The organism is Arthrobacter sp. FW306-2-2C-D06B (genome assembly GCF_021789175.1).
GTDB lineage: Bacteria > Actinomycetota > Actinomycetes > Actinomycetales > Micrococcaceae > Arthrobacter.
On the sequence record NZ_CP084560.1, the window covers coordinates 387,149 to 408,784 of the forward strand.

The 21,636-nt window shown below is 60.3% G+C and carries 21 protein-coding genes and 1 tRNA gene; 10 read left to right on the plus strand and 12 right to left on the minus strand.

Going from position 1 to position 21,636, the window contains the following annotated elements:
- Positions 1 to 46: 46 nt before the first annotated feature.
- A complete protein-coding gene (locus LFT47_RS01915; protein WP_236814600.1) occupies positions 47 to 1,030 on the plus strand; it encodes a hypothetical protein in 984 nt (327 codons plus the stop codon).
- A gap of 76 nt (positions 1,031 to 1,106) precedes the next feature.
- Here LFT47_RS01915 and LFT47_RS01920 read toward each other — a convergent pair whose 3' ends face one another.
- The gene (locus tag LFT47_RS01920) at positions 1,107 to 1,964 is read right to left on the minus strand and encodes a hypothetical protein (RefSeq protein WP_236814607.1); all 858 of its coding nucleotides are present in this window, start codon (positions 1,962 to 1,964) and stop codon (positions 1,107 to 1,109) included.
- Positions 1,965 to 2,134: 170 nt separating this feature from the next.
- On the opposite strand from LFT47_RS01920, the gene LFT47_RS01925 reads away from it, so the two are divergent.
- The 7 genes from LFT47_RS01925 to LFT47_RS01955 all read left to right on the plus strand — a co-directional run bounded on the left by LFT47_RS01925 (position 2,135) and on the right by LFT47_RS01955 (position 6,015).
- Positions 2,135 to 2,208: transfer RNA gene (locus LFT47_RS01925), tRNA-Met, on the plus strand.
- 542 nt (positions 2,209 to 2,750) lie between these two features.
- On the plus strand, positions 2,751 to 2,897 hold the full coding sequence (locus LFT47_RS01930; protein WP_236814609.1) for a hypothetical protein: 147 nt from the start codon (positions 2,751 to 2,753) through the stop codon (positions 2,895 to 2,897).
- Between the two features lie 42 nt (positions 2,898 to 2,939).
- Positions 2,940 to 3,650 (plus strand): SOS response-associated peptidase, encoded by a 711-nt coding sequence (locus LFT47_RS01935; RefSeq protein ID WP_236814611.1) that lies wholly within the window; start codon positions 2,940 to 2,942, stop codon positions 3,648 to 3,650.
- Positions 3,647 to 4,327, plus strand: coding sequence for an HNH endonuclease (locus tag LFT47_RS01940; protein WP_236814613.1), 681 nt, complete (start codon positions 3,647 to 3,649; stop codon positions 4,325 to 4,327). Before LFT47_RS01935 ends, LFT47_RS01940 begins: the two co-directional genes overlap by 4 nt.
- Positions 4,328 to 4,386: 59 nt before the next feature.
- Positions 4,387 to 4,686 carry a hypothetical protein gene (locus LFT47_RS01945; RefSeq protein ID WP_236814615.1) on the plus strand — a complete coding sequence of 100 codons (300 nt, stop codon included), beginning with the start codon at positions 4,387 to 4,389 and terminating at the stop codon, positions 4,684 to 4,686.
- Between the two features lie 118 nt (positions 4,687 to 4,804).
- Positions 4,805 to 5,374, plus strand: coding sequence for a hypothetical protein (locus LFT47_RS01950; protein ID WP_236814617.1), 570 nt, complete (start codon positions 4,805 to 4,807; stop codon positions 5,372 to 5,374).
- A 170-nt stretch (positions 5,375 to 5,544) separates the two neighbouring features.
- Positions 5,545 to 6,015: a hypothetical protein gene (locus LFT47_RS01955; protein WP_236814619.1), complete on the plus strand. Its 471-nt coding sequence runs from the start codon at positions 5,545 to 5,547 to the stop codon at positions 6,013 to 6,015.
- Positions 6,016 to 6,204: 189 nt separating this feature from the next.
- Here the strand turns inward: LFT47_RS01955 and LFT47_RS01960 are convergent, their stop codons facing one another.
- Positions 6,205 to 8,190, minus strand: a complete 1,986-nt coding sequence (locus LFT47_RS01960; RefSeq protein ID WP_236814621.1) for a hypothetical protein — start codon at positions 8,188 to 8,190, stop codon at positions 6,205 to 6,207.
- Between the two features lie 343 nt (positions 8,191 to 8,533).
- Here LFT47_RS01960 and LFT47_RS01965 point away from each other — a divergent pair, with 343 nt between their 5' ends.
- Both LFT47_RS01965 and LFT47_RS01970 read left to right on the plus strand, forming a co-directional pair.
- Positions 8,534 to 9,586, plus strand: a complete 1,053-nt coding sequence (locus tag LFT47_RS01965) for an acyltransferase family protein (RefSeq protein ID WP_236814622.1) — start codon at positions 8,534 to 8,536, stop codon at positions 9,584 to 9,586.
- Between the two features lie 41 nt (positions 9,587 to 9,627).
- Positions 9,628 to 11,169, plus strand: coding sequence for an O-antigen ligase family protein (locus LFT47_RS01970; RefSeq protein ID WP_236818261.1), 1,542 nt, complete (start codon positions 9,628 to 9,630; stop codon positions 11,167 to 11,169).
- Between the two features lie 2,049 nt (positions 11,170 to 13,218).
- Here the strand turns inward: LFT47_RS01970 and LFT47_RS01975 are convergent.
- The 10 genes from LFT47_RS01975 to LFT47_RS02015 all read right to left on the minus strand — a co-directional run bounded on the left by LFT47_RS01975 (position 13,219) and on the right by LFT47_RS02015 (position 21,571).
- On the minus strand, positions 13,219 to 13,698 hold the full coding sequence (locus LFT47_RS01975) for a hypothetical protein (RefSeq protein ID WP_236814623.1): 480 nt from the start codon (positions 13,696 to 13,698) through the stop codon (positions 13,219 to 13,221).
- Complete coding sequence (locus LFT47_RS01980; protein ID WP_236814625.1) at positions 13,695 to 14,021, minus strand: hypothetical protein; 327 nt, start codon at positions 14,019 to 14,021, stop codon at positions 13,695 to 13,697. Before LFT47_RS01980 ends, LFT47_RS01975 begins: the two co-directional genes overlap by 4 nt.
- On the minus strand, positions 14,021 to 14,146 hold the full coding sequence (locus tag LFT47_RS21350; protein WP_272909604.1) for a hypothetical protein: 126 nt from the start codon (positions 14,144 to 14,146) through the stop codon (positions 14,021 to 14,023). Before LFT47_RS21350 ends, LFT47_RS01980 begins: the two co-directional genes overlap by 1 nt.
- Before the next feature lie 4 nt (positions 14,147 to 14,150).
- Positions 14,151 to 15,104, minus strand: a complete 954-nt coding sequence (locus tag LFT47_RS01985; RefSeq protein ID WP_236814627.1) for a LysM peptidoglycan-binding domain-containing protein — start codon at positions 15,102 to 15,104, stop codon at positions 14,151 to 14,153.
- 61 nt (positions 15,105 to 15,165) lie between these two features.
- Complete coding sequence (locus LFT47_RS01990) at positions 15,166 to 15,495, minus strand: hypothetical protein (RefSeq protein ID WP_236814629.1); 330 nt, start codon at positions 15,493 to 15,495, stop codon at positions 15,166 to 15,168.
- A gap of 11 nt (positions 15,496 to 15,506) precedes the next feature.
- A complete protein-coding gene (locus LFT47_RS01995) occupies positions 15,507 to 16,001 on the minus strand; it encodes a hypothetical protein (protein WP_236814631.1) in 495 nt (164 codons plus the stop codon).
- The gene (locus tag LFT47_RS02000; RefSeq protein ID WP_236814640.1) at positions 15,938 to 16,891 is read right to left on the minus strand and encodes a hypothetical protein; all 954 of its coding nucleotides are present in this window, start codon (positions 16,889 to 16,891) and stop codon (positions 15,938 to 15,940) included. Before LFT47_RS02000 ends, LFT47_RS01995 begins: the two co-directional genes overlap by 64 nt.
- A 32-nt stretch (positions 16,892 to 16,923) precedes the next feature.
- Positions 16,924 to 18,030, minus strand: a complete 1,107-nt coding sequence (locus LFT47_RS02005) for a siphovirus ReqiPepy6 Gp37-like family protein (RefSeq protein WP_236814642.1) — start codon at positions 18,028 to 18,030, stop codon at positions 16,924 to 16,926.
- Positions 18,030 to 19,007 (minus strand): phage tail family protein, encoded by a 978-nt coding sequence (locus LFT47_RS02010; RefSeq protein ID WP_236814645.1) that lies wholly within the window; start codon positions 19,005 to 19,007, stop codon positions 18,030 to 18,032. The genes LFT47_RS02005 and LFT47_RS02010 overlap by 1 nt, the downstream gene beginning before the upstream one ends.
- A gap of 11 nt (positions 19,008 to 19,018) precedes the next feature.
- Entirely contained in the window at positions 19,019 to 21,571 is a 2,553-nt protein-coding gene (locus LFT47_RS02015) for a peptidoglycan DD-metalloendopeptidase family protein (protein ID WP_236814647.1), read from the minus strand.
- Positions 21,572 to 21,636 lie beyond the last annotated feature (65 nt).

Consider the following 21,636-nt stretch of genomic DNA (forward strand, 5'->3'; position numbering starts at 1 on the left):
CGACTGGATAGGCAAGCCGCGGTCGGTTTGGAAATAGACTCACTTGGTGGATGAAAAGAGCATCATCGAAGCGGTGGGTGACCGGGAGACGGGTCAGGGCGAAGGAACGAGTGTCGATCCGTCCAAGGCTCTGATGCCGGGCCAATGGCTTTACGCTCTGTCCTCAGAAGAAGAACTGGCGCCCAGCGGCCGCCCGGGAATCGCCTACAACCTTGTGCGCCCTTTAAAGCCGGGGGAGCGCGAGGAACTCGATAGGGCCATCCGAAGCGTCACGAACATAGTCCAGGGCTTCATGGTGTACATACGTCAGGCGTTGAACGACCTTGGCGAAAGCATTCAGCGGGTCTTCTCGGAGCATGCCAGCATGTCAGGAGACGTCAATAGCCGCCGGATCGAACTTGAGTACCGGATGCTTAACGTTTGTGCCGCTATCCGAATGTATGAGGAACACACTTACTCGGAGATCGATCGCAAGTATGGTCCCAATTCCTCACAACGAATAGCCGCCAAGGTGGTGTTCACCCAAACTTACGACAAGTCTCTGGAATATCGGATTCTTTACTACCTCAGGAACGCGATGACCCACGGCTCTAGGAATCTCATTTCTTTTGCCTTCAGTGCAACTTCCAATCCGGGCGAAGATCCCAGTTTTACCTTGCAACTACCTCTTCAGAGGGACAAGTTCTTTGCCTCCAATGCCAAGGCAACTGTCCGTCAAGAAGTCCAGGCTATGTCCGAGGACCCAGACACTCTGTCCATGTGTTTTTCGGTACTGGCGACCATGACGGATCTGAATCACCAATTGACGCCGATTCTCGAACCTGATCTGTTGGACCACGTCGTAACCCTGGCACATTTGATTAACGAAGCCGCCGCGGTAAGGGGTTACCCCGCGTACGGATCGCTAGCCGTGCCGCTAGTAACTACCCCCGACGTCGACGACAAAGTCGATATCACCCTCTCGATCCTTCCTCTTCCCGAACCGGTCAGAGATTTTGTCGTTGCAGTCGTCAATTCCGACAAGCGGTAGGCCGAAGGACATATAGTGTTTTGCCCAGCTCACCTCAGCGGCAGTGAATGGTTATCCGGATGGCTGCCACCTTCGATTATGTCTCGTTCGGCGTTCCCTGCCCCTCGTCTTTGCCGCTCTCGGTCTTGTTTTCCGTTTCGAGGTCGTCCAACACGTGCTTTATGAGGGCCTCGGGAGTCGCGACCGAGTCGAGCGACTCCTTCAGAGCGGCCAAGTCCGCCGAGGCCACCCAGGTCCTCGCCAAGAGGTCGCCGAATCGACCACTGTCTGGACCGGTTGCGTGGGAGGCGCTCCATCGTTTGAGTTGCACTTCCAAGTCGGACCTGGAGTGTTTGAAAAGCGAGTCGCGCCATTCATGGATAGACGCCAGCGACCGCTGCATCCGGGTTAGCTCTTGCACCGACTGCAGGATGTCAGCAATCCCGCGTTCGACTGCGCTACCAGCTGACATGGATCGCACGTCCAGGGTCGTCGCGATTGGGCTGTCGACGACCCCCTTGTTGAGAGCTTGGTCGAGTCCGGCTGCAATGGCCGCACGGCAATCGTCGGCGCTACCAAGGTCCGTGTGATCGAAGAATATGGTTCGCATGTTCGCAATGTCGAAAGGTAGCTTGCATCCCTTCTCTGCGATGAGAACCAGCGGAAGCCGGGCTGTGTGTCGAACGGCTACCTCATAGAAGACGTTTGGGTTGAGCCCAGTGAGGTCGGCAACGGCTGCTCGTGCATTCAGCACATGATCAATGACTTGAAGATTGATCTGTCCGGGATCAGCGATCTGGTCAGCTCGGACAGCCGAAAGGCCGACTTCCTCGGCAGCTTTGTTGACGATGTACCTCAAGATTCCATCTGATCGTTTCCGGGTTTCCGAGCCTTCCTCCCCTATCGGGGTAATGAAGAAGCACTCGCTTTCGAAGGGCGGCAAGTTTGCGTTCATGTAAGCACCTTGAGTCTGCTGGCGGATGACGATGCCAAAGCATAGCCGGTTCACCGTCTACGGCGAAGCCCTTGTGGACTGATCTAATGTTGACATCAGGCAGCAGCCACAGCCCTGAGCAGTCCGCTGCTGTCACTATGACCGAGGTTCTCGATCTTGTGCGACGCTGCAGCGGTCGACGCACTGGAGCGACGCACGACTCATGATCGTGAGGTCGGGAGATCGAGCCTCCCCACCGCTACCAAATAAGACCCCCGGAATCCGCAAGATTCCGGGGTTTTCCTCGTTTCCAGAGCTAGTCGATCGACGCCAAGGTGTAGCTACTCCTGTAGCTACGCGCCACACGCGGCCATCGGATGACAGATGGGGACGCAGGGCGCCTGGAATTCAAACGCCGCCGGCACATTCAGCCATGTCGCTGAGGCGGCCGCGACCCACGCAGAAGCCCTCGCTGCGGCCCGAGCAAAGGTATCCGAGGGCAGCCTGTGTTCGCGATCCGCACGACCCTGAATGACCCTTCGGGAAATGATGACATTCCAGCGAATTCGAAAAGAACTCTGAGTGTTAGCCAAGCGAACGCTGGACGTTTGCCGTAAAGATTTCGTAAAGACAGTGCCAAAAAGCGAGAGCTGGCTCTGATCTGGCGATAGTTTTGGTTGCGCCGGCATCTGAGACTTACCCCCAATTCACAGGTGGCGTGCAATTCGAAAGATGGGCCGCCGCCTGAGGTTTCCCCCAATTCTCAGGTGGCGGCTTTCGAAGATGTCCCGGACTTAGACTATTGCGGTGGAAGTTACCTGCACCATCGAAGCACCGGACGGCGGCTTCAGCTATGTCACCGAGACTGCCTCAACCTATGACGAAGGACTAAACGCTGCCCGAGCCAAGGTGCCCGACGGCAGCCGCATGATTGCGATCCGCACGGTCGAATGAGCCAGGCCTGACACCACTAATCGTCTGCGGCATTATGAAGTCATGTGCGGACGCTACGTTGTTTCGAAATCTACTGCTGACCTGATGGCTGCCTTCGACGTCCATGAGTCCTACGTCGATGAGCTTAAACCTTCCTACAATGTGGCGCCGACTGACGCGGTCCCGTTGATCCTGGACCGTAGCTCCGGGGAAGGTGAGCCTGTGACGAGGAAGCTGGTCACGGCTCGCTGGGGCTTGGTGCCGTCGTGGGCGAAAGATCCCAAAGGCGGTGCGCGACTCATCAACGCTCGGGTGGAAACCGTCACCGAGAAGCCGTCCTTCCGCAAAGCAGTCTCGGCGCGACGCGGGTTGCTCGTCGGCGACGGGTATTACGAGTGGGAGAAGAAACCCGGCGGCGGGAAGATCCCGACCTATCTGCACGACGCCGATGACCAGATCCTCGCCTTCGCGGCATTGTTCGAGAACTGGCCGGATCCGGCGTTGCCGGACGGACACCCTGAGAAGTGGTTGCGGACGGCCACGATCATCACGACGGCGGCCTCAGACGCGCTCGGCCACATCCATGACCGCACACCGCTCATTGTCCCGGCGGAAATGTTCTCGGACTGGCTCGACCCTGAAACGACGTCCGAGGCTGACGTCCGAGCTTTGCTCGACTCGATGCCCGAACCCCACCTCGTACCCCGAGTGGTGAGCGACAAGGTCAACTACGTGCGGAACAACGGCCCCGAACTGATCGAGGCGGCGGCATGAACGACGACGACGGCGTGACGGGCCAGCGGCAGTCGAAAGCGTTTGAGCTCGAAGCCAAGCACATAGCGCTGCTGAGTCCGTCCATGGGTGGTCCGCGGCGCAAGTCGCCCCAAAAGCCAAGGAAGCCACCGCCGCCGAAGGTGGATCCACCGGAACTCTTGATACCAGTCAGCGAGATGACAGCGGAGAGGTGGGCCGCTTGGGACTGGCCGGCCGATCACCTCATGCTGCCATGGGACAAACGAAAAGTAGCGTTAATCCTTTGGCGCAGGGACGGAAATATTTGCCAAGTCTGCGGGCTGAAAGTGGATATCTCACTCCGGAAGAGTCACCCCGGCATGGCCAGCTGCGACCACATCATCCCGTTGCGCCGGTACGAAGCGAAATATGACACCCAGCACCTGAATGTGTGGGGGAACGTGAAGCTGGCGCATCTCTATTGCAACACGGCGCACGCCGATTTCGACGCCCGGTTTATCGCCGTGGAGGACTATCGAACCATGCTAAGGGCGGCGACCGCCAGGTTCGAAAGTACGGGATCTTGCCCGCCCCCGAGGACTGCGATGCTCGGAATCGACGCACCCCTCCTGACTCCTGCATGGGAGGCCGAACTTCTCCACGGCCGCCCGACCGGGACATTCGGCGAAGAATGGAGCGACACGCGGACCGAGGCTTGACCGGAGTGTTCGAGGTGAGCTCCCTATTCGATGTCTGCCTGCGGTGACAGACTCGGGCTGTGGAGGAAAAGAAGTTCTGGCAGCCGCCGCGTGCGCATCGGCCGATGCCTGTGGTGCCGCCGGTGGATCCTGCGGCGTTAGAAGGCGCGACGAGGCCCGAGGAGCCGCTGCCTGTGTTCGTGATGCTGGACTACAACAACGGACAAAGCCACGAGGTGCCAGCATTCGCATACGGGTGGACGAAGGTGCACGTGCTGGTGTCAGTGCCCTGGCCGATGGACTACTACGAGGGCCGCAAGGAAGTCTGGGTGGAAGCATCCAGGGTGCGCCGACGGACCATCGACCCGAGAATGCGTTAAACAAAAGAACAGCCCTCACCATCCGAAGATGGGGTCACTGGCAACCTGGCTGGCCCGAGTAACGCGCCCACGACTTCACACCAGCCCTCGTCTTCCGCATCGCACCTAGACTTCTCAAATGGGAAAGATCTGGACCGTAGTCTTCGGCATTGGATTCGCGCTAGGCGCGGTCATTTGTTACCTGTTCCAAGCCGTGGTCGGGGCATCCACGCGCCCGGATCCAAACGTGAGCCTTAAGGACTGGCTGACCGTCATTCTTGCGGGCTCGGCCCTAATCGTGTCCCTCGCCGCCCTTTCATTCAATCGTAGGAAGGCAAAACAGGACACATTCCTTTCGATCCACGACAAATTGATTGCGTTGGATCTCCAAGAAGGGCGCCGCCTACTCTTCGAAAAGATCAACTCCCCCGAGGACGCCGACCGGTTGCTCCAAGAAGACATTGCGAGCTATCACAAAATCAACAGAGCCCTCGCCATGTACGACGTGCTTGGACTCTATGTGAAGCGGCGGTATGTCGTGAAAAGTTGGGTTTTGGAGGAATGGGGGCCAGGCCTGGCTAAGGCTCGTGTTCCGGGAAAGCATTTCATAGCCCATCGCACCAAACAGGGCGTACCGTCCAGTTGGAAGAACTTTGACAGCCTAAGCCTGGACGCGCTCACCGGAAGCCCGAAGAACAAGATTCAATGAGTGCAAGTCCATCCGCGCTCAAGTACAGGCGGTGCACCGAGGGTTTTGCTGTTCGCTCTGGAGCAGTGCAGAGTTGGCCCATGATATTTCGACGTCGGCGGCACAATCGCTCGAATGTTGCACCGAGCACATGGACTGAAGAACATGCCAAGTCCTTGTTCACTTATGAAATGCTCCTGCAGCGCGAAATGGAACAGGACTCGATGCTGTGGCAGACGCCGACTCTCGCGCTTACCGCGCAAGCTTTCCTGTTGACGATCGCCTTGAACAAGGACTCGTCTGCACCTGCCGTCTTCGTTTCCGCCGGGCTTGGAGTTCTCGTCGCATTGCTCTCCTTGCAGCTCATGGCAAAACATCGATTCCTCAACGAGCTGGACCGCGCACAGCTCCACCGGATCGAAGATGACTTGACCATTCCGCACATCAGCCGGCGCTCGTACTTCTACGCAGAGGGGGTATATCGGGTGCCTGATGAACTGGCAGGCAAGCATCGAGGAGCCCCAACTAACGAAGGGTTCTTGCAACGGGTGAGCAGCTATTCATTCTGGGTTCGCGGCCTCTGGCTATTCGCCCTGGTCAACGTCGGCATATTGGCCGTCCAGATCTGGTCGCTCGTGTTCCCGCATCTTCACACGCCATAAACGGGAAGATCGAGTAATACACCAAAAAGCCGCCCGCCGGGGATGACGGCGGGCGGCTTAGTCAGTAGTCGTGGGCGCGGGTACATTTTGGACGCCATTAGGTTGCCGAGACCCTCAACCCGCGAGGCCGCTCCCGGCGCGGTAGGGATAGCACATGACGGCAAGATCCGGACCGGTGCACAATCGGATTTATCCAACGGCCACGGCGCGGGAGATCTCCCACCAGCTCGACGTTGCGGACTCATACCTGAACCTCACAGTGGTGCGCTTGTTGGCCGTCGCGTCATTAGGGGCTGCACCTCCTGCGAACCTGCAGTTCGCAGGGTAGGCGTACGTTCTGCCGCCAGTAGCATCCTGGATGAACGTGAGGATCAGCTCTTGGCTGTTCGTCGGGTTGTTCACTGTCGTTGAGGCCGCATTCGCTTGCAGGGTGATGTTGTGCGCATTTCCTTTGGAAACATCGATCGTCACTTCGCCATTCGATGCGAGCGTCTGGCTCGTGGACATGACAGAGCGGATGTTTGTGGGGCCGATCTGGTCCCTTTGGACGTTCTCAATGATCTTCATCGTGGACAGCCCGCCGACCTGCATGAAGGTGTTACCGTTCCCGTCGGCTGAACGGAACTCGTAGGTGTCCCCACCGGTGCTAATGGTGGCGGACTGGGTAACGAATGAACCGTCGGCGAGAGTCACCACTGAACCACCGGAGACGCCCGTGAATGACGTGCCGGTTGTACCGGTATAGCTGATTGTGCCGCCCGCCGTGTACAGGCTGCCGCTGCTCGGGAAGCCTGCCGTCGATACCACGTTCAGCGTCGTCAGCGGAAGGGTCTGGACTCCGGAAACCTTGGCCTTGTACCCGCCAGCCAGTTGTCGCGAGTTGGTCCCGTTGTTGATGCTGCCGCGGAAGACGTTGTATCCGAGGGTGACGTTCGAGCAGTAGCCGAGCGGCACAGAACCGGCTGCCATGTTGAACCATCGGGTATGGAAGTCAAGCCCGGTGATGTTGTATGAGCTGCCCGTATCGCCAAGCTGCACGAGCGTTTCACCCTGGATGTTTTGGCCGTAGATCGAACCGCCGATCCAGCGGACACTCTTCGCGGTGACCCGCATGCCCACGCCGCCCGCGCCGGTTCCATCACAGACGCTGTTAAGGAAGGAAACGTCTTCAGTGCCGAGGTCGAAGTTGTAGAGGCCATTGCCCCAGTTGTGCATGTTGACCACCGAAAGGCTGCCGACGTTGCCCGAGGTGATGAATCCGGAGCCCCCGTTCCGGGCGCAGAACACATTGGACACTTGGGAGTCGTGCGGGCCTTTGAACAGCCATCCGTCGCCCGCTGCGTCAGTGATGCGCAGGTTGGTGAAGTGTGCCTCGTTGTCGTAGCCGGCGCTGGATCCGAACTCGGTGTACAGATTCCGGCCCGCCCCGTTCTGGAGCACAAGATTTTGGAGCCAGTAGGACCGCCCGTAGATCTTGAGAACGTCGCCGCTGCTGTTTCCTGCCTTGTTGCCGTCCAGCACCATGTCATAGACCCCGAAGCGGTTCGGGGTGCTGTACGCCGAGGGGGTGGAGACGCCGGACAGTGCGGCGAAATTGGCGGACTGGATAAGGTCTTGGTTCGCACCAGCCCATAGCCGCAGCGCGGACCCGCGAAAAGGCAGGTTCGCGTTAGTTCCGGAGAACACATCGCCACCGAGCCCCAGCCCGCGCAGGTGCACACCCCCGTAAAGGACCAGTGCCGATGCCGCTCCCGAGGTGTAGACCTCGATGGTGTCACGAATGACAACAGTTCCGCCGCCGGTGGTGTTCGCAGCAATCCCGCCGCCGTTGTTGGCCGCATTGATCGCCGCCTGAACTGCCGCCGCGTTTGCTTGCGCCTGGGCGCTCGTGACGCCCACCCCGTAGTTGACGGTCCCGAAGCCCTCGGGGTAGAAGAACCCCGTCAGAGCGTTGCGTGCCGCCCCCGGAAGTTTCGCATACGTGGCTGAAAGGTCGCTAACGCTCAAGTCGGTCGATGGCCGACCCGCAGCTTGGGCGGGACTCATATCGAGGCCCGACATCGCGAAGGCTCCCGTGGCCGCGGTCGCCAGGGCTCCAAGCCTGAACAGTCCACGGCGTTTGACGCTACCGCCACCCCCCAGTGGCGCACCTCGTTCCCCAGATTCGTTATTCACAGTTTTGATCACCATTCCCAGACACGCTGAAGAGACCCTTGATTAACCAAGAAGACGCGCGTACGCGGTGCACAGCGTCACGTTGATGACGCACCGACGTGTATCGGTCCTCGCTGGTAAATCGACGTGTCCAAAACATACTGTCGCCCGGTTTGCCCGTTCGACAGTACTAACTACGCGTCTTTAGCTGGTAACACTCGCTTTCTGGCACCTATGGGGAGCCTGGCGTCGCCTGCGGGCAACAACGACTACTCCCTTAGGTCCTCGATGGCTGGCACGCCGTCCACAATTCGACCCCTAAGATGAGGTCATGAATATTGGGGGGAAATCCAACCTGCCTAGCTTGACCGGATTGCGTTACTTGGCCGCAGCGTTGGTACTCGTTAGCCATGCTGCGCCAGTTCTAGCCGCCGGCACGGTGATCGATCAATTTGGAAGCGGCGGATACGTCGGGGTCACATTCTTCTTCGTGCTGTCCGGGTTCATTCTGACGTGCTCGCGACGAGACGGTGATACGAAAGCCAGCTTTTACCGCAGACGGTTCGCACGGATTTACCCGCTCTATTTTGTTACTTGGCTGCTGGCTGTCGCTGTCTCGTTCGTGTCGGGCGCCGACAAGTCGGTGACAGGAATCGTGCTGAGCTTGGTTCTCCTTCAGGCATGGGTTCCTGATCCGCTGGTTTACGGGGCCGGCAATCCTCCTGGGTGGTCGCTATCAGCCGAGGCCTTCTTCTATGCGGTATTCCCATTCATCCGCTTCCGGAACCGTGCCGGACGAGCAACCGCGACTCTCATACTCTGCGCCACAGCGTTTACGGTGTTGGGTACCGTTTACGCGTTTACCCCGTGGTATAGCCACTGGTTGGCTTATTACAGTCCGATCTACAATCTCGGGGCGTTCCTCGTAGGGATCCTGCTTGCCCGGGCGATCAGGGAGGGATTCGGCAGGTCCATACCGCTTTCCGGAGCTCTTGCGTTCGTTGGTGTCAGTTACATCGCGTTGATCATGTTCGCCCCCACAGGCCTGAGGGGTTTTCTCGACGCCGCGATGCTCCCATCCGTCATCGCTCTGATTGCTGCGGCGGCGAACGCTGACATACAAGGCGTGCGGACCTTTTGGTCACGTCCGTTCGTAGAGAAGCTGGGGCAATGGTCTTTCGCCCTATATCTGGTGCACTACTCATTGGCCCGGTTGCTGGAGAAGTTGCTCCACGGACCGCTCCACACTAATCCTGTGGTCGGTGCTGTGCTCGTGATCTTCTTCCTTGCCGCCGCCACGGCCGCGTCCTGGCTGGCCTATAAGTTTGTCGAACACCCGATGGAACGCCTACTTCGGGGCCCACGCGGACGACGCACAAAACAGTCCGAAGATCTGGTGCCAGATCGTGCTGGATAGAATCAGGCGAGACTTGGCCGACGCAGGGGGAACACGTGAGCATGCCGATTGAATGGGTCAAACGCGAAGGGGCAATGATTGTCCTCTTCGTCTTGACCCTCGCTGGTGGTGCCTATGGAGCTATGAACGGGCTAAACGGGTTGACCGTTGTTATTGGGATCATGGCGTTTCTGATCGTCTTGGTCATTGGACTCACCCGCCCCAAGATGACGCCCTACATCATCGTTTTTTTCACAGTCTTTGATCGCGACCTACACCTTTCAGGTCCAGTTCAGCTAACTTCCTTGACCATCGTTCTCTTCTTGCTTGCGCCAGGATTCCTGCGCGTCATCATGACGGGCAAAGCGGTCCCCCGGTTCGCCCGGGTTGGCATTTGGATGCTTATTTTCGGACTTATCGTCGCGTCTCTCGCGTCAGCGCAGCCGGACCTCGCTTGGGCTGGTCTAGTGCGTTGGGTACCTGCGCTCATCATGATCATGGGCGTCGGATCACTTTGCATCACCGAAGAGGGCATGTCCCGCCGAGTCGCCAATGCTCTCGTTTACGGCGGCGCGGTTTGCGGCGCCTTCGGCATCCTGCAACGCAGTGGCAGGTACTGGCTGGTTGGGCCGCCGTATGCACCGGACGTCACGGATTCAACGTTCGGCTACTACACCAACTTCGCCAACTTCGAAGCTCTTGCGGCCGTCGTTGGCGTTAGCTTGATCATTTCCGGCCTCAGGTTGCGCCGTCGGCTGCCTCTCCTCATTACGGCGAGCACCCTGCTTTGTGTCTATATGGTTGCGACGTCATATTCGCGTGGCGCGGTTGGGCTCGTTGCGGTCGGCCTACTGGTGATCTTGCTGAAGGAGCTTGCCCGGCCATTCCGATTCTTCGTCGTAGTCGGATTATTGAGCTTGATGGGCTGGCTCGTGGTGCAGCTTGCCCCAGCCGAACTCCTTGCGGAACTGATCGGGAAGTTCACCAGCTCTCAGAATGGCGATATCGTTCGATCGCAACTTCAGGCCGGCGGCCTCCAAATGCTGGCAAAGTCGCCGCTAGGCATCGGATTCAACAACTTCAGCGCCCTCATATCATCCGGAGACATTTACTCAACACTGGCACTGGCGCATTCCCACAACACTTTCGTCCAGATGGGGTTGGATGCCGGATGGCTTGGCGGCGCCGGATTCCTAATACTCGTTGTCGGCGCTTTCTGGCGCGCGTTCCGGTCCAAGGGCGGCGTCGTAGCTGTGGGCTTCGGCGCCGCCCTTGCCGGTTTCTTGGTGCAGGTGTCGCAGGACTATTTCTTTTTCGAAGAAGCATCCCTTGTTGCGTTCGGCCTTCTGGTTGCCGGTTCCGTGGCCGGCCTACGGCAGAAGCGCACCGTAGAGGGTGATTCCTTGGGCACCAGTGACGATTCCATTGGAGATATTTCCGGGAAGGTCGGCTTGCGCGGCGATCGAACCAGCGAGGCGGGGAGAGCGAGCAAGCTCGGCCCCGTTTACCGGGATTACGCCGGACAACTTAGGTCCCGTAGTTCCAACAAAGAGAACGCCAAGAGCGTACCTCTGACCAGCGACCTTAGACCAGGACGCCGATAGCGCCCGCGAGGCCCCTGAGAACGTCGTATTCCAGAGGGTTGTGTCATTCGCCGTTGACGCAACGAGCGTCAGATCGCCATTGGATGCCACCGAGTAGATGCCAACTCTTGCAAGCGTGGTGCCCGCGGCCGCAGTCCCCAGAACAACCGTATTGATGTTGTTGATCGTCTCGGTGCGGCGCGCAGTGAAGTAGCTCAGGATAAGCTGTCCCGTCGACAACTGCGGCGAACCCTGCGACATCAACCTTGCGATCGTTTCTTCCCCAGCGTTCAACCTGTCCGGGTCTTTGTTGAGAGAGTTCAGCGATGAGGCCGCAGCGATGTTGACGGTGCCCAGGACCGTGTCGTTGTCGGTAGTACCAATCATTCCTGCCAGGGTGACCGCCCCTCCACCTTGAGCCCAGAGCATAGCTGTCACGCCCGAGCAGTTGTACCCGGTTGCGGAAAGGGTTGTGAGCGACTGAAGGACCCCAATCGGATACGCAGTGCCGACACTGGCCAGTGACGCGATACTAACGTTCCCAAGAGTCGATCCTGCAGATGTGGTGATGCAGTTGAACCCGTTCTCGACGGTGACTTTGGAGAAGATTGCGTTTGTCACGGCCGCGCCGTTGTTGATACGCAACGCTGACCCTGACGGCGAGTCTCCCTGCACGGCATGAAGGAGCAGTCGCGAGATCGTGCCTCCCGCAACTAGGACGCCGTTAGGGGCGCCCGATGTTGCAGTGAGCTTCACCCCGGAGACTTCCATCTTGCCAACAGAAGCCCCGACCGAAACCGCGTAGGCGTCGTTGGGGTCAGGCACGAGGTTGCGGAACACCAGGCGGTCGATACTATTGCCGCCCTGAATAATGACGCAGCCCTTCGACGACCCACCCAGGGAGCGAACGCCGTCGACCAGCATGTCATCAAACGTGCCGCCCGAGCTGTCGCCGATGAAGACCACGGCGCCATTGGTATCGGGCCCAGTGAGGTTTCGCGCGCGAATGTCCCGAACAGCGTAGGAGGCGCTGTTGTCCATCGTCTTGCCAGCAATGATCTTGAGGCAAGACGATGTGTATGTCGAGACTTGATAGAGGCCGGTGTCCACGACAATATCGGTGATGTCGCCAGCGGTGTCCCGAACTCTGTTAGCCCCACCAGTCGAGTCCCCGGCAGTGAGGGAAATAAGGTCATCATGAATCGACGCCACGACGATGTTGGCGATCCGCCCGTTAGAGGCCGGGCCGTTGACGTGAACAACGTCGGAACCCTGGCGCGGTCCGCCGATGTTCTGCACCGCAAAACGGGTGCAGTCCCCGACTCCAATAGCGTATTTTCCACCGTTGGAATCAATGGTCCCGTCAGAAATAGTCAGGCCATCAACATGCCGGAAGCGCATGATGTGCGCAAGGTAGCTGCCATTCAGGCCGCTGCTCTGGCGGTCCCAAAGTCCACCTAAGACCGTGATGTTCTGATCACGGTCTCCCACTGCAGCGTACTGACCACTGACCGTAGTTGAGGCAGCCGCCGCAAGCGTGACAGACGATGCGCTCGTGAATCCGCTGATCGTGGTGTCCAATGGCTTTCCGCCAATGCCGGCGCCTTGGACAATTACTCGTCGTCCGACATCCGAGGCGGCGAACGGTGCGGTCGCAATCGACTCGTTCGTCGCTGCGGCCGTGAGGACTGCGCTGCCGGATGTCATGGCGGCGTAGATAGTCCGCGTGTTATTCACAACGGCAGCGTTTACGAGCAGATTGTCCTGCGTTCCGATGACCTGGGACATTTTCGCATCGCGCATATCCAGAGTCGTGTTCGACGGGATGACAAGCTTAGTGAAAATGAAGTCGCCAACAAGCCTCACCGTCTTGCGGACGCCAAAGGTTGACCCGGCCGCAAGTGCCGCGTTAATTCGTACTGTCTGATCGGCGGTCCCGTTCGATGCGAGCACCGTCGCAAATGACGCGTTCTGCGAGGCTTGGGTTAGGTAGGCGGGGACGTGCTTTTCTCGGAGTCGGCCCGTTGCCGGATCAAGGCTTGGTCCTGTGAATGTAGCCATCGGAGCTCCTTAGAGAGTGATGATGTAGGCGTCAGAGTCGGACGGCGAAACGATCACGCTGCCGTCCGACTTGGTCGTGATGATGAATGAGTCAGTGTCTGTCGGGTTTACGGCCACGCCGCCGCCGGTCGCAGTGGCGGCAGCTGCCTCAGCCGCTGCTTGGGCGGCGACGGCCGAGGCCCCTGCGGTTTCCGCTGCGACCTTTGCAGCCTTCGCCTCGTCTAGCACGGCCGTCGGAGACGACAGGAAGCCGGTCAAGCCGCCACCGCTCCACTTCACACGCGGAGATGGCGCACGGAAATTTGGTCCGAACGCGTCAGGTGACGAAGTCAATGGGTTGGCCAAATTCAGCCCGTTTGGGTCCGTCAAGATGAGCGGCGTTGCGCTTGCAAGGTCCAGTTCGTCGTAGATCGTGATCTGCGCGTTCGGTGCACGGGTGAATGTCACGGCATCAACGAATAGGGGTGCCTCAAAAGGGTATGTGGTCATGAGGTCTCCTTATGGTCAGCGCGGTGTGCCGGGCCTTCGTCGGTGTCCTGTCCGGCTTGTTCGAGGATCGTAGCCCACCAACGCAGGATGGTCGTGTATGCGAGCTGCTGGGCGCCGTAGACGGCGAGGATGGTCTGTGCCCAACCTGCCGGGCTGTAGAGCTGCCCGCTGGCCCACAGGTAGCCGGTGGCGATCACCAGTGACACGACGATCGGGACGGCCACTTTGATGACCTTCGACCATGATTCCGACTTGGCCCAGGCGATGCCGAGCGGTGAGACAACGGTTAGGACCGCGGTCATGATGGTTGCGAGAGTCTCCACTACAGAGCCCCTTTCACTAGTTCGAGGACCACAACGAGGGCGTCCACAACGGTTAGTGCGTAGATGGCCAGGGAGGTGGCGGCCGCCGCGAAAGCGATGGCCACCACCCAAAGAAATGACCGCATGGGCCTAGGCCTTGATAGTCAGGATGTTGCCGATGTAGATCTCGGCATCCGGCCCGGGAAGGCCGTTGAGCGCCGCGAGGTATCCGGCGTCAAGGCCGTAATAGTCGGCGATCGAACGGATCGTGTCCGGCGCCTCGACAATCCACACCAGCGGCCCCGGAACCCACACCTTCTGGCCGGGGGTGATGCTGTTCTTGTCGATGCGGTTGTAAGCCGCGATCTGATCGACGCTCGGGCCGTTGTAGTAGGCCTGAATTTTCGAGAGCGTGTCACCGCGCTCAACCACCCAGTGGATTTCGTTGTCACCACGAATGATCTGCCCGGGGGCAGGCGCCGGGGCGGGTGCCGGGGCGGGAGCGGAAGCCGGCGCAAGAGTTGCAGGAGCGCCGTTGAGAACGGCGTTGATCGACTCCCGCAGGCCGTCCATGCCGCCCGGCCAGCCAGCCGGGTCGATCTTTCCCTCGGAGGAGTATTCGAAGTGGCCTAGCTGCAGGCGCAATTCCTCCGGCTGGTTCAAGAGGTAGGCCCGCTCCAGTGCCGCGCCCATGTGCGGCGCAACCCTGATCTGATCCTCAGTCCAGTCGAACGGCGCGACGCCGGAGGACTCCATTTCGATCCCGATGAGGTAATAGTTCCCGGCGTCCGTCGGAATCCCGGCGGCCGAACCGCGGCCCGCATGGTTCGCCAGCCCAGCGGCGACAAGGTAGACGGTGCCGTTGCGCCCGAACACGATGTTGCACAGGGGCCCGGCGAGGTCGGGGCGCCCACCGATGCACATGTTCAGGGTCGGCGCGTCGGAGCCGGCGAACGCGCCACGGTTGGTGGCGGTGTGGTGCCAGAGGACGCCGCGCACCTCGGCCAGGTCCTGCCCGGCGTAGCCCCGAGAGGCCCACCCTGGGGTCTCAACAACGGTAAGACCTGCAGCGCGAAGGACATTTGCAAGATTCGAGAGCTTCATGATGGCCCCTTTCCGGGCATGAAAAAGGCCCCGGCGACTGCCAGGGCCTTTCGAGGGTTGGTTAGGTGGTGCTGTCAGGCGGCGGCTTTTTCAGGACGGGCCAAGGCCGAAGCTCCTGATCCGTCATGCCATGCTCAGTGCAGTCGCGGCGCAGCTGGGAGGCGTACTCTTCCGTGATGCGGCGGTTATGCGCCTCCCGGTCGGCCCGGTCACGCTCCCGCTCAGCATCCGCCCAAGCCTCGTTGCGCTGCTCCTTCAACGTGACGTTGCGGGCACGCTCCCGGCCTGCGGCCCCCGTGAAGAATTTCACTAGGCCCTTGATGAGTTCCAAAGCGACCATGCCGCCGCCGATGCTGACCATGGCCAGCACGAATTGTTGTGTTCCGTCCATTCGCTGGACCTCTAATTTTCCGGGTCGTAGGCGAAGTGCTTGATCTTCACTAGTCGGACGGCGAACGTGAGAAGGGCGAACGCGATGAAGCAAATTGAGACGATCCGGGCGCTCGGCTGCGTCAGCGGTAGAGCAAGCACCGCGGCGCCATAGATCGTGATCGCGAACATGCAAGCGATCGTGGCAGGCCGTTCGAGCCACCAAATCCCCGGCAAAGTCGTCAGCGAACCGAGAACACCGCCGAAAATCAGCAACCCGGCCCAGACATGGACCAGGATCTCGCCAAGGCCATGCTCCATGGTCCGAGGCGGGTCCATGATGACAGCCGTACCAGCGATGGCCATCATCAGGTAAGCGCCGCAATAACAGATCGAGAAGAAACGAGGCTCTTGGATCATGAGCCACAGGCGCTTGAGGACCCCGATCATTTCATTTCCCCGATTCACGCGAGCCCCGCTTTGGTGATCTTCATGCGGCATTTCGCGCGCCATGCCGAAGTTCGCCACGAGGTAGACACTCTGACGTCGCTCCCAGCGGAAACATAGGCTGACCCGACGATGTAGGCACTCCAAGCCCGGCCTTGCTTGACGCTGGTCTCGACGATTCCCCCGTTCGCGGTTATCAGAGCGAGGGTCATATCCGGTGGCGAACCGGTCGCCCCCTGCAGCCAGGCCTCGAAGAAATAGGCGCCGGACTCCATGACTTTCACGCCATCCTGAATCGCTTGGAAAGGCGGATTGGGGGTGCTGCTCGCCTCGTCCAGTTTCAGAGATGTTCCCGGACCCCATGCCTGACTGTCGCCCGGGTAGTCCATGTTCTGCGAGACAAACTCGGCCCGCGGAACGAGGTTCGTTTGGATCCAGACGGGGATGTCGTTGGGGCCGATCGTGTATTGCCATTCGGCGCTGCCGATGCGTAGCCGGGTGCCGATCCGAGTCAGGTAAGTGCGTACGAGATCTTCCTTGGCCACCACGCCGCCGTTGCCAGCCCAGCATCGTAGGTCAATGATCTTCTCTGGCGCGCTCAGCCCAGCCTTCCACTTGACCAAGGCAAGTGGCTGGTCATCCTCCACGCCGGGGCCGACCTTACGGGTCGCAGGGATCTCGGCGACATCACTGCCCGGAATGGCCACAAGGGTGGACGGTCCGCCAGCAGCCGGCTGCCAATTCCTGCGGTCCGCAATCAGGTCGTAACGGGTACCGGAGCTGATGGTCCCACACTGAACAACCTGATCCTCGGTCGCCTCGTCGGTGACGCCCCAACCATGGGCCTTTCCCTTGGTCACGATCACCGCGTACGGGATCGACGGGTGAGGCTTCACCTTGAAATCATCGGCACCGTAGACGCCATAGTCGGGAACACCTGCGCGGTTCTTCGCCCGGTCAGTTTCAGTCACTACACCGTCATAAAAGACGCTGGTCAAAGCCATTAGCGGGCCTTCCTGTCTGCGTTGTCGCGCTGCAAAGCGCGGATTCTCTTGGCCAAGGCGGTATCCGGATCGTCGGTGCGCTCACCCACAATGGGTGTGGCCGTGTCGCCGCCCTTGTCCCAGGACAACCGAGCCTCGCGGAGCACATCGGTGAACGCTTGCCCACGGATCATGGCCGTCACACGGTCGCCCACGCGCAGCCCGTCCCCGCCGTAGCGGAAGTGCTTTGTCTCGGACAGCTCGAGGGACAGTCCGGCCAGCGGCGCACCTTCGGCAAGGACTTCCTTTGCGCGGTCGGCGTAGACGTCGCCGGAGGATGAGTCGCGGGCGTCTTGCAAGACCTCGATGATGTCGTTCCACGCGGTCTCGCGCGCAGGCTCGGAGAAGCCTTTGAACTCGCGCGCGACGCCCTCACCTTGGCCGCCGACAACCACGCGGGTCACGGCCGGGGCTGCCAGCGAGTAGGTTCCGCCGACGACCGTGCCATTCTCCGGAGAGAGGTGGTGCGTGTAGTCGCGAGGCTCATAGCAGTCCAGCAGAAGGCCGTTGCCTTGCTGCCTGACGGTCACTCCGATCCCTGATTGGTCCACGGCCGGGAACAGCCGGTCATAGGCAGGGTGGAAGCGGAACGTGTATTTCCCTGACGTGCCGCGCCCCAGCGACGGCGCCACTTCCAGCGGGTAACCCAACCGGGTTGCGGCCTCGGCCATTACCGTCTTGACGACAGTCTCAGCCGGGCCGGTAATCGACCGGTACTCGACGTCCTGCCCGGTGAGAGGCGCCGTTGGCTTCGGCCAGGCAAGCCAGTTATTCAGGATCCGGAAATCGTCCTCGACCGTGAAGTTCAGCGTGGCCGCCGTCGTGAACTGGCCGCCGGCCAACCTGACGGGCCCGGACATTTGAAACTCACTGTGCCGGTAGATCATCACCCGGGCGCCAGGCTCCATGAGATCCGCAGCCCGCCGGTGGTTCGCGTCTATCGTGAACGTCGCGGTGGACTTCACGTTGTGGCGGATGGTCGGCTTCAGATCGAGCGGCCGCCCAACCCACCCCTTGAACTCCCAGCCTTTGTACACAATGATTTCGTAGGGAATCTCGGAAGCCATTACCAAGCCCTCCGATACCGGTTCTGCACCTCGGCAATCACGCTGCCGGTGCCAGTCATTTGGATGGTCAGCGGGCGGTCCTGCCCACGGGGAATCGCAACGAACGCCGACGTCGGGTCAAGCTCCGAGGTGCGGTCCAGCGGCGACAGGATCGACTTCGTAGCCTCGTCCCATGCCCCGTACCAGAGCACCTGGCCGTTTACCGGGTCAGTGTCCAGCTGCACGGCATAGCCCGCGGGGATCTCGAACGGGACGATGATGTCATTGCCGCCGACACCGAATGAGACGGCCGTGGTGTGACCGACAACCGTCCACACCGGATAGGCCGCGACGTCGCCGTCGTTCGTGAACGTCGCTTCCCCGAGCGCGCCGCCTGGCGAGAGGTAGTGGATGGCATCCGCCGGATAACCGTAAGCAACCCGGTCCGCCTCGGTGATGTAGTAGTTGCGCATGTCGCCCTGCGCCCATGACTTCGTGACCTTCTCACCAAGCCAGTACGGCTTATCGGCCAAGAGGTTGATGCCGTACTTCGCCCAGCCGCGCTGAATCGTGTCATGAGTCAGTTCGTCGTCAGCGCCGATCAGCCGCAGCCCGAGCGTCCGACGATCACCGTTCGGCAGTTTCGCCGTCCAGGTGCCCTCAAGGTCAGGGTCGAGACTGCGCCAGAAAGCGCGGTCCCGCTCCATGAACTCGGCAGAGCTCGTATCCGAGTACAGGTAGAGCGGCCAGAATGCATCCCGGTCCTTGGTTGACGTGCCGAGATGCCGTGAGCCGGCAACCGCGGGAGACGAGCTGGACTGCCGTTCAAAGGACGGCAGTTGCAGGCCGCGCACCCCCGGCCGCAGGAACAAGCCTGCGGCCGGGTTGGTGAGCTCCCACTCGCTGCCATCCCAGCCAGTCCATGACAGGCCAATGCCCCGCCACGGATTCGCCGGAGGCGCTGGCGGCCTGTACGGGGCGGCGTAAACGATACCCACTATGTGACCTCCTAGATCCCGAAGGCAGCGAAAGTATCCCGCCGCTTCGTTTCGATACGGTTGGCAACCTCATCCGGATCCCATCCGACGTTGCCCTTGAAGATCACGTCCCCGCGGCTGCCGGCGCTTTCGCTCCGGAGTGTCGCAAGCCGGTGGATATCCGCCCACTGCTGCGGGTTGAGGATCGCCTCGGGCTGACCCGTCCGGTTGACGACCTGCGAGACACCCGGAGGCAGGATGCCGCCAAGGTCATACAGCGCGGGATCGCCGATTGCGGATCCCTTGCCGCCGCCAGTGATCATGTCCGTGACGGTGCTGAACAGCTTCTTTCCGATGCCCACGGCAATGTCAGCCATGATGCCTGCCGCCGGAAACGCCGACTTGAACTGCGAAAGCAGCCCGTCGATGATCCCAGCGAGTGGGTTGAAGCCGCCCCCAGATGGAATCCCCGCCCCGCCCAGGTAACCGTGCGGGTCGATGTCGTTGGGCCAGCCGCCCGCGAACGTGCCGAAGTGCAGGTGAGGCCCGGAAGTGATGCCCGTGTTGCCCGACAGCGCAATCTGCTGCCCGGCCCGGACCATCTCACCAACCCTCACAGCCATCGAGGACAGGTGAGCGAACCACGTCTGGATGCCTGAGCCGCCGTCGACGTGGATCTCATTGCCGCCCCACACTCCAGGTGCCGCAATGCCGGGCCCGGACCAGCTAACACGGCCGTTCTCCGTAGCGAACACCGGAGTGCCCACCGACGCGGCATAGTCGACACCCTTATGGACCCTGTTATAGCCCTGAGTCTCGATCATCTGCTTCAGCGGGTTCACGAACCCGCCGTTCATGTAACCGGCCAGCGAGTCAGCCAAGGCGTACAGGTTCCGCACGCCAGCGCGGCGGGTCTGTTCCTTGGTGAACACGAACTCGCCGCCGTGAACGATGCCCGCAGGCTCGTCCTTGGCGCCGTCGCCCGTGTAACCGCCGTTCATGAAGCCCTTGGGGAGCGCCACACGCGGCAGCTTGTCCACGCCCGGCAGGATCCCAGCAATGGTGTTGAATGCGCCGATCAGTCCATCATTGATGACCGTGTCCACGACGAAGCGGACCGGGGCCTTCGCGATTTCCTGTAGTCCATCCCAGAATTTCTTGATGAACCCGACGCCGTCCTCGAAGGCCTTCGGAATGGTCTTCGTTATGAAGTCCGAGAGGGTATCGAAGACTGGCTTGATGACGTTTTCCCAAACCCACTTGATCGCCGAACCGATCCCGTCGAAGGCTGGCTTTACGACATTCTGGTAAAGCCAATTCACCGCTGGTCCGAGGATGTTCTGGAAGAAGTACACCCACGTGTCGATCGTGGGTTTGATGACGTTTAGCCAGACCCAGTTGATGGCGTTGCCGATAGCGTCAAAGACGGGCTTGATCACGTTGTTGTAGAGCCAAGTGAAGGCCGCCGGGAGGATCGTTCCGAACCACAGGTTCCAAGCGTCCACGACCGGCTTGATCACGTTGTCGGAAACCCACGAAATGGCCGCGCCGATGGCATCGAACACTGGCTTGATGATCGCGTCGTGGAACCAGGTGAACACGGCTGCAAGGACGTCCCGGACGAAACCGATGGCGCCATTGAAGATCGCGACAGCCGAATTCCACCAGTCAGCGATGGTCGAGCCGATCCCTTGGAATACGGGGACCATGACGTTGTTCCACCACCACATGAAGAGCGGAGCGAGGATGTTCTGAATGATCGAGACGACCACCTGAAAAATGCCTCGGAACAGCAGGTAGAACCCGCCAATTACCACTGCGGCGCTGTCAAAGACTGGCTTCAAAATGTTCACGTAAAGCCAGTTGAAGACATCGCCCACGAAGCGGACAGCCGCCATAATCCCGTCGAAAACTGGCTTGATGATCGACTCGTAAACCCACTGGATTACAGCGCCGATTCCCTCAAAGACCGGCTTGATTATGTCCGTCCACAGCCAGCTAAAGAAGTCGCCAACCGCTTTCAGGGCCGCATCTACGCCGTCACGGAACCAGCCAACATTGTTGTAGGCCCATAAGAAACCGGCCACCAGCGCGGCGATTATGCCAATCGCCCAACCCACGGGCCCAAGCGCGACAATCCACGCCGCGGCCATCTTGACGGCCTGCACGGTAGCTTGGGCAGCCATCGCGATCCAGCTGCCGATGATCGAAGCCTTCGCGACGAGCATTGCCGCGATGGCCTTTACCGAGTCCCACTGATACATGAGCCAGATAGCGGCCGTAATAGCGCCAGAACTAACCGCAGCCGCAGCCATGGAAACCCAGCCAGCCACCATGACAGTCACAGCCCACGAGTGAGTAAACGCGCCCTTGACGGCCGCGCCCTTCGAAGTGGCCCACGCTTGCGCTTGCTTGGCCGCGGACGCGATAGCCTCGACGCCGAGCGCTATCCAGTGCGGGATGAGCGTAAAGGCGATGAGCCCGGCGATGATGACGATTGGTTCGCGCATATCCCAAAGGAACTTGGCTACCTCGCCCCCGGTCGAGATGACCTTGCCGAGCGCGTCAGGAATCTTTAGGACCATGTCGCGGACGGTCAGAAGGAAGTCAACGAAACGGGAATCCTCTTCCCAGCCGAACGCCTGCCGTA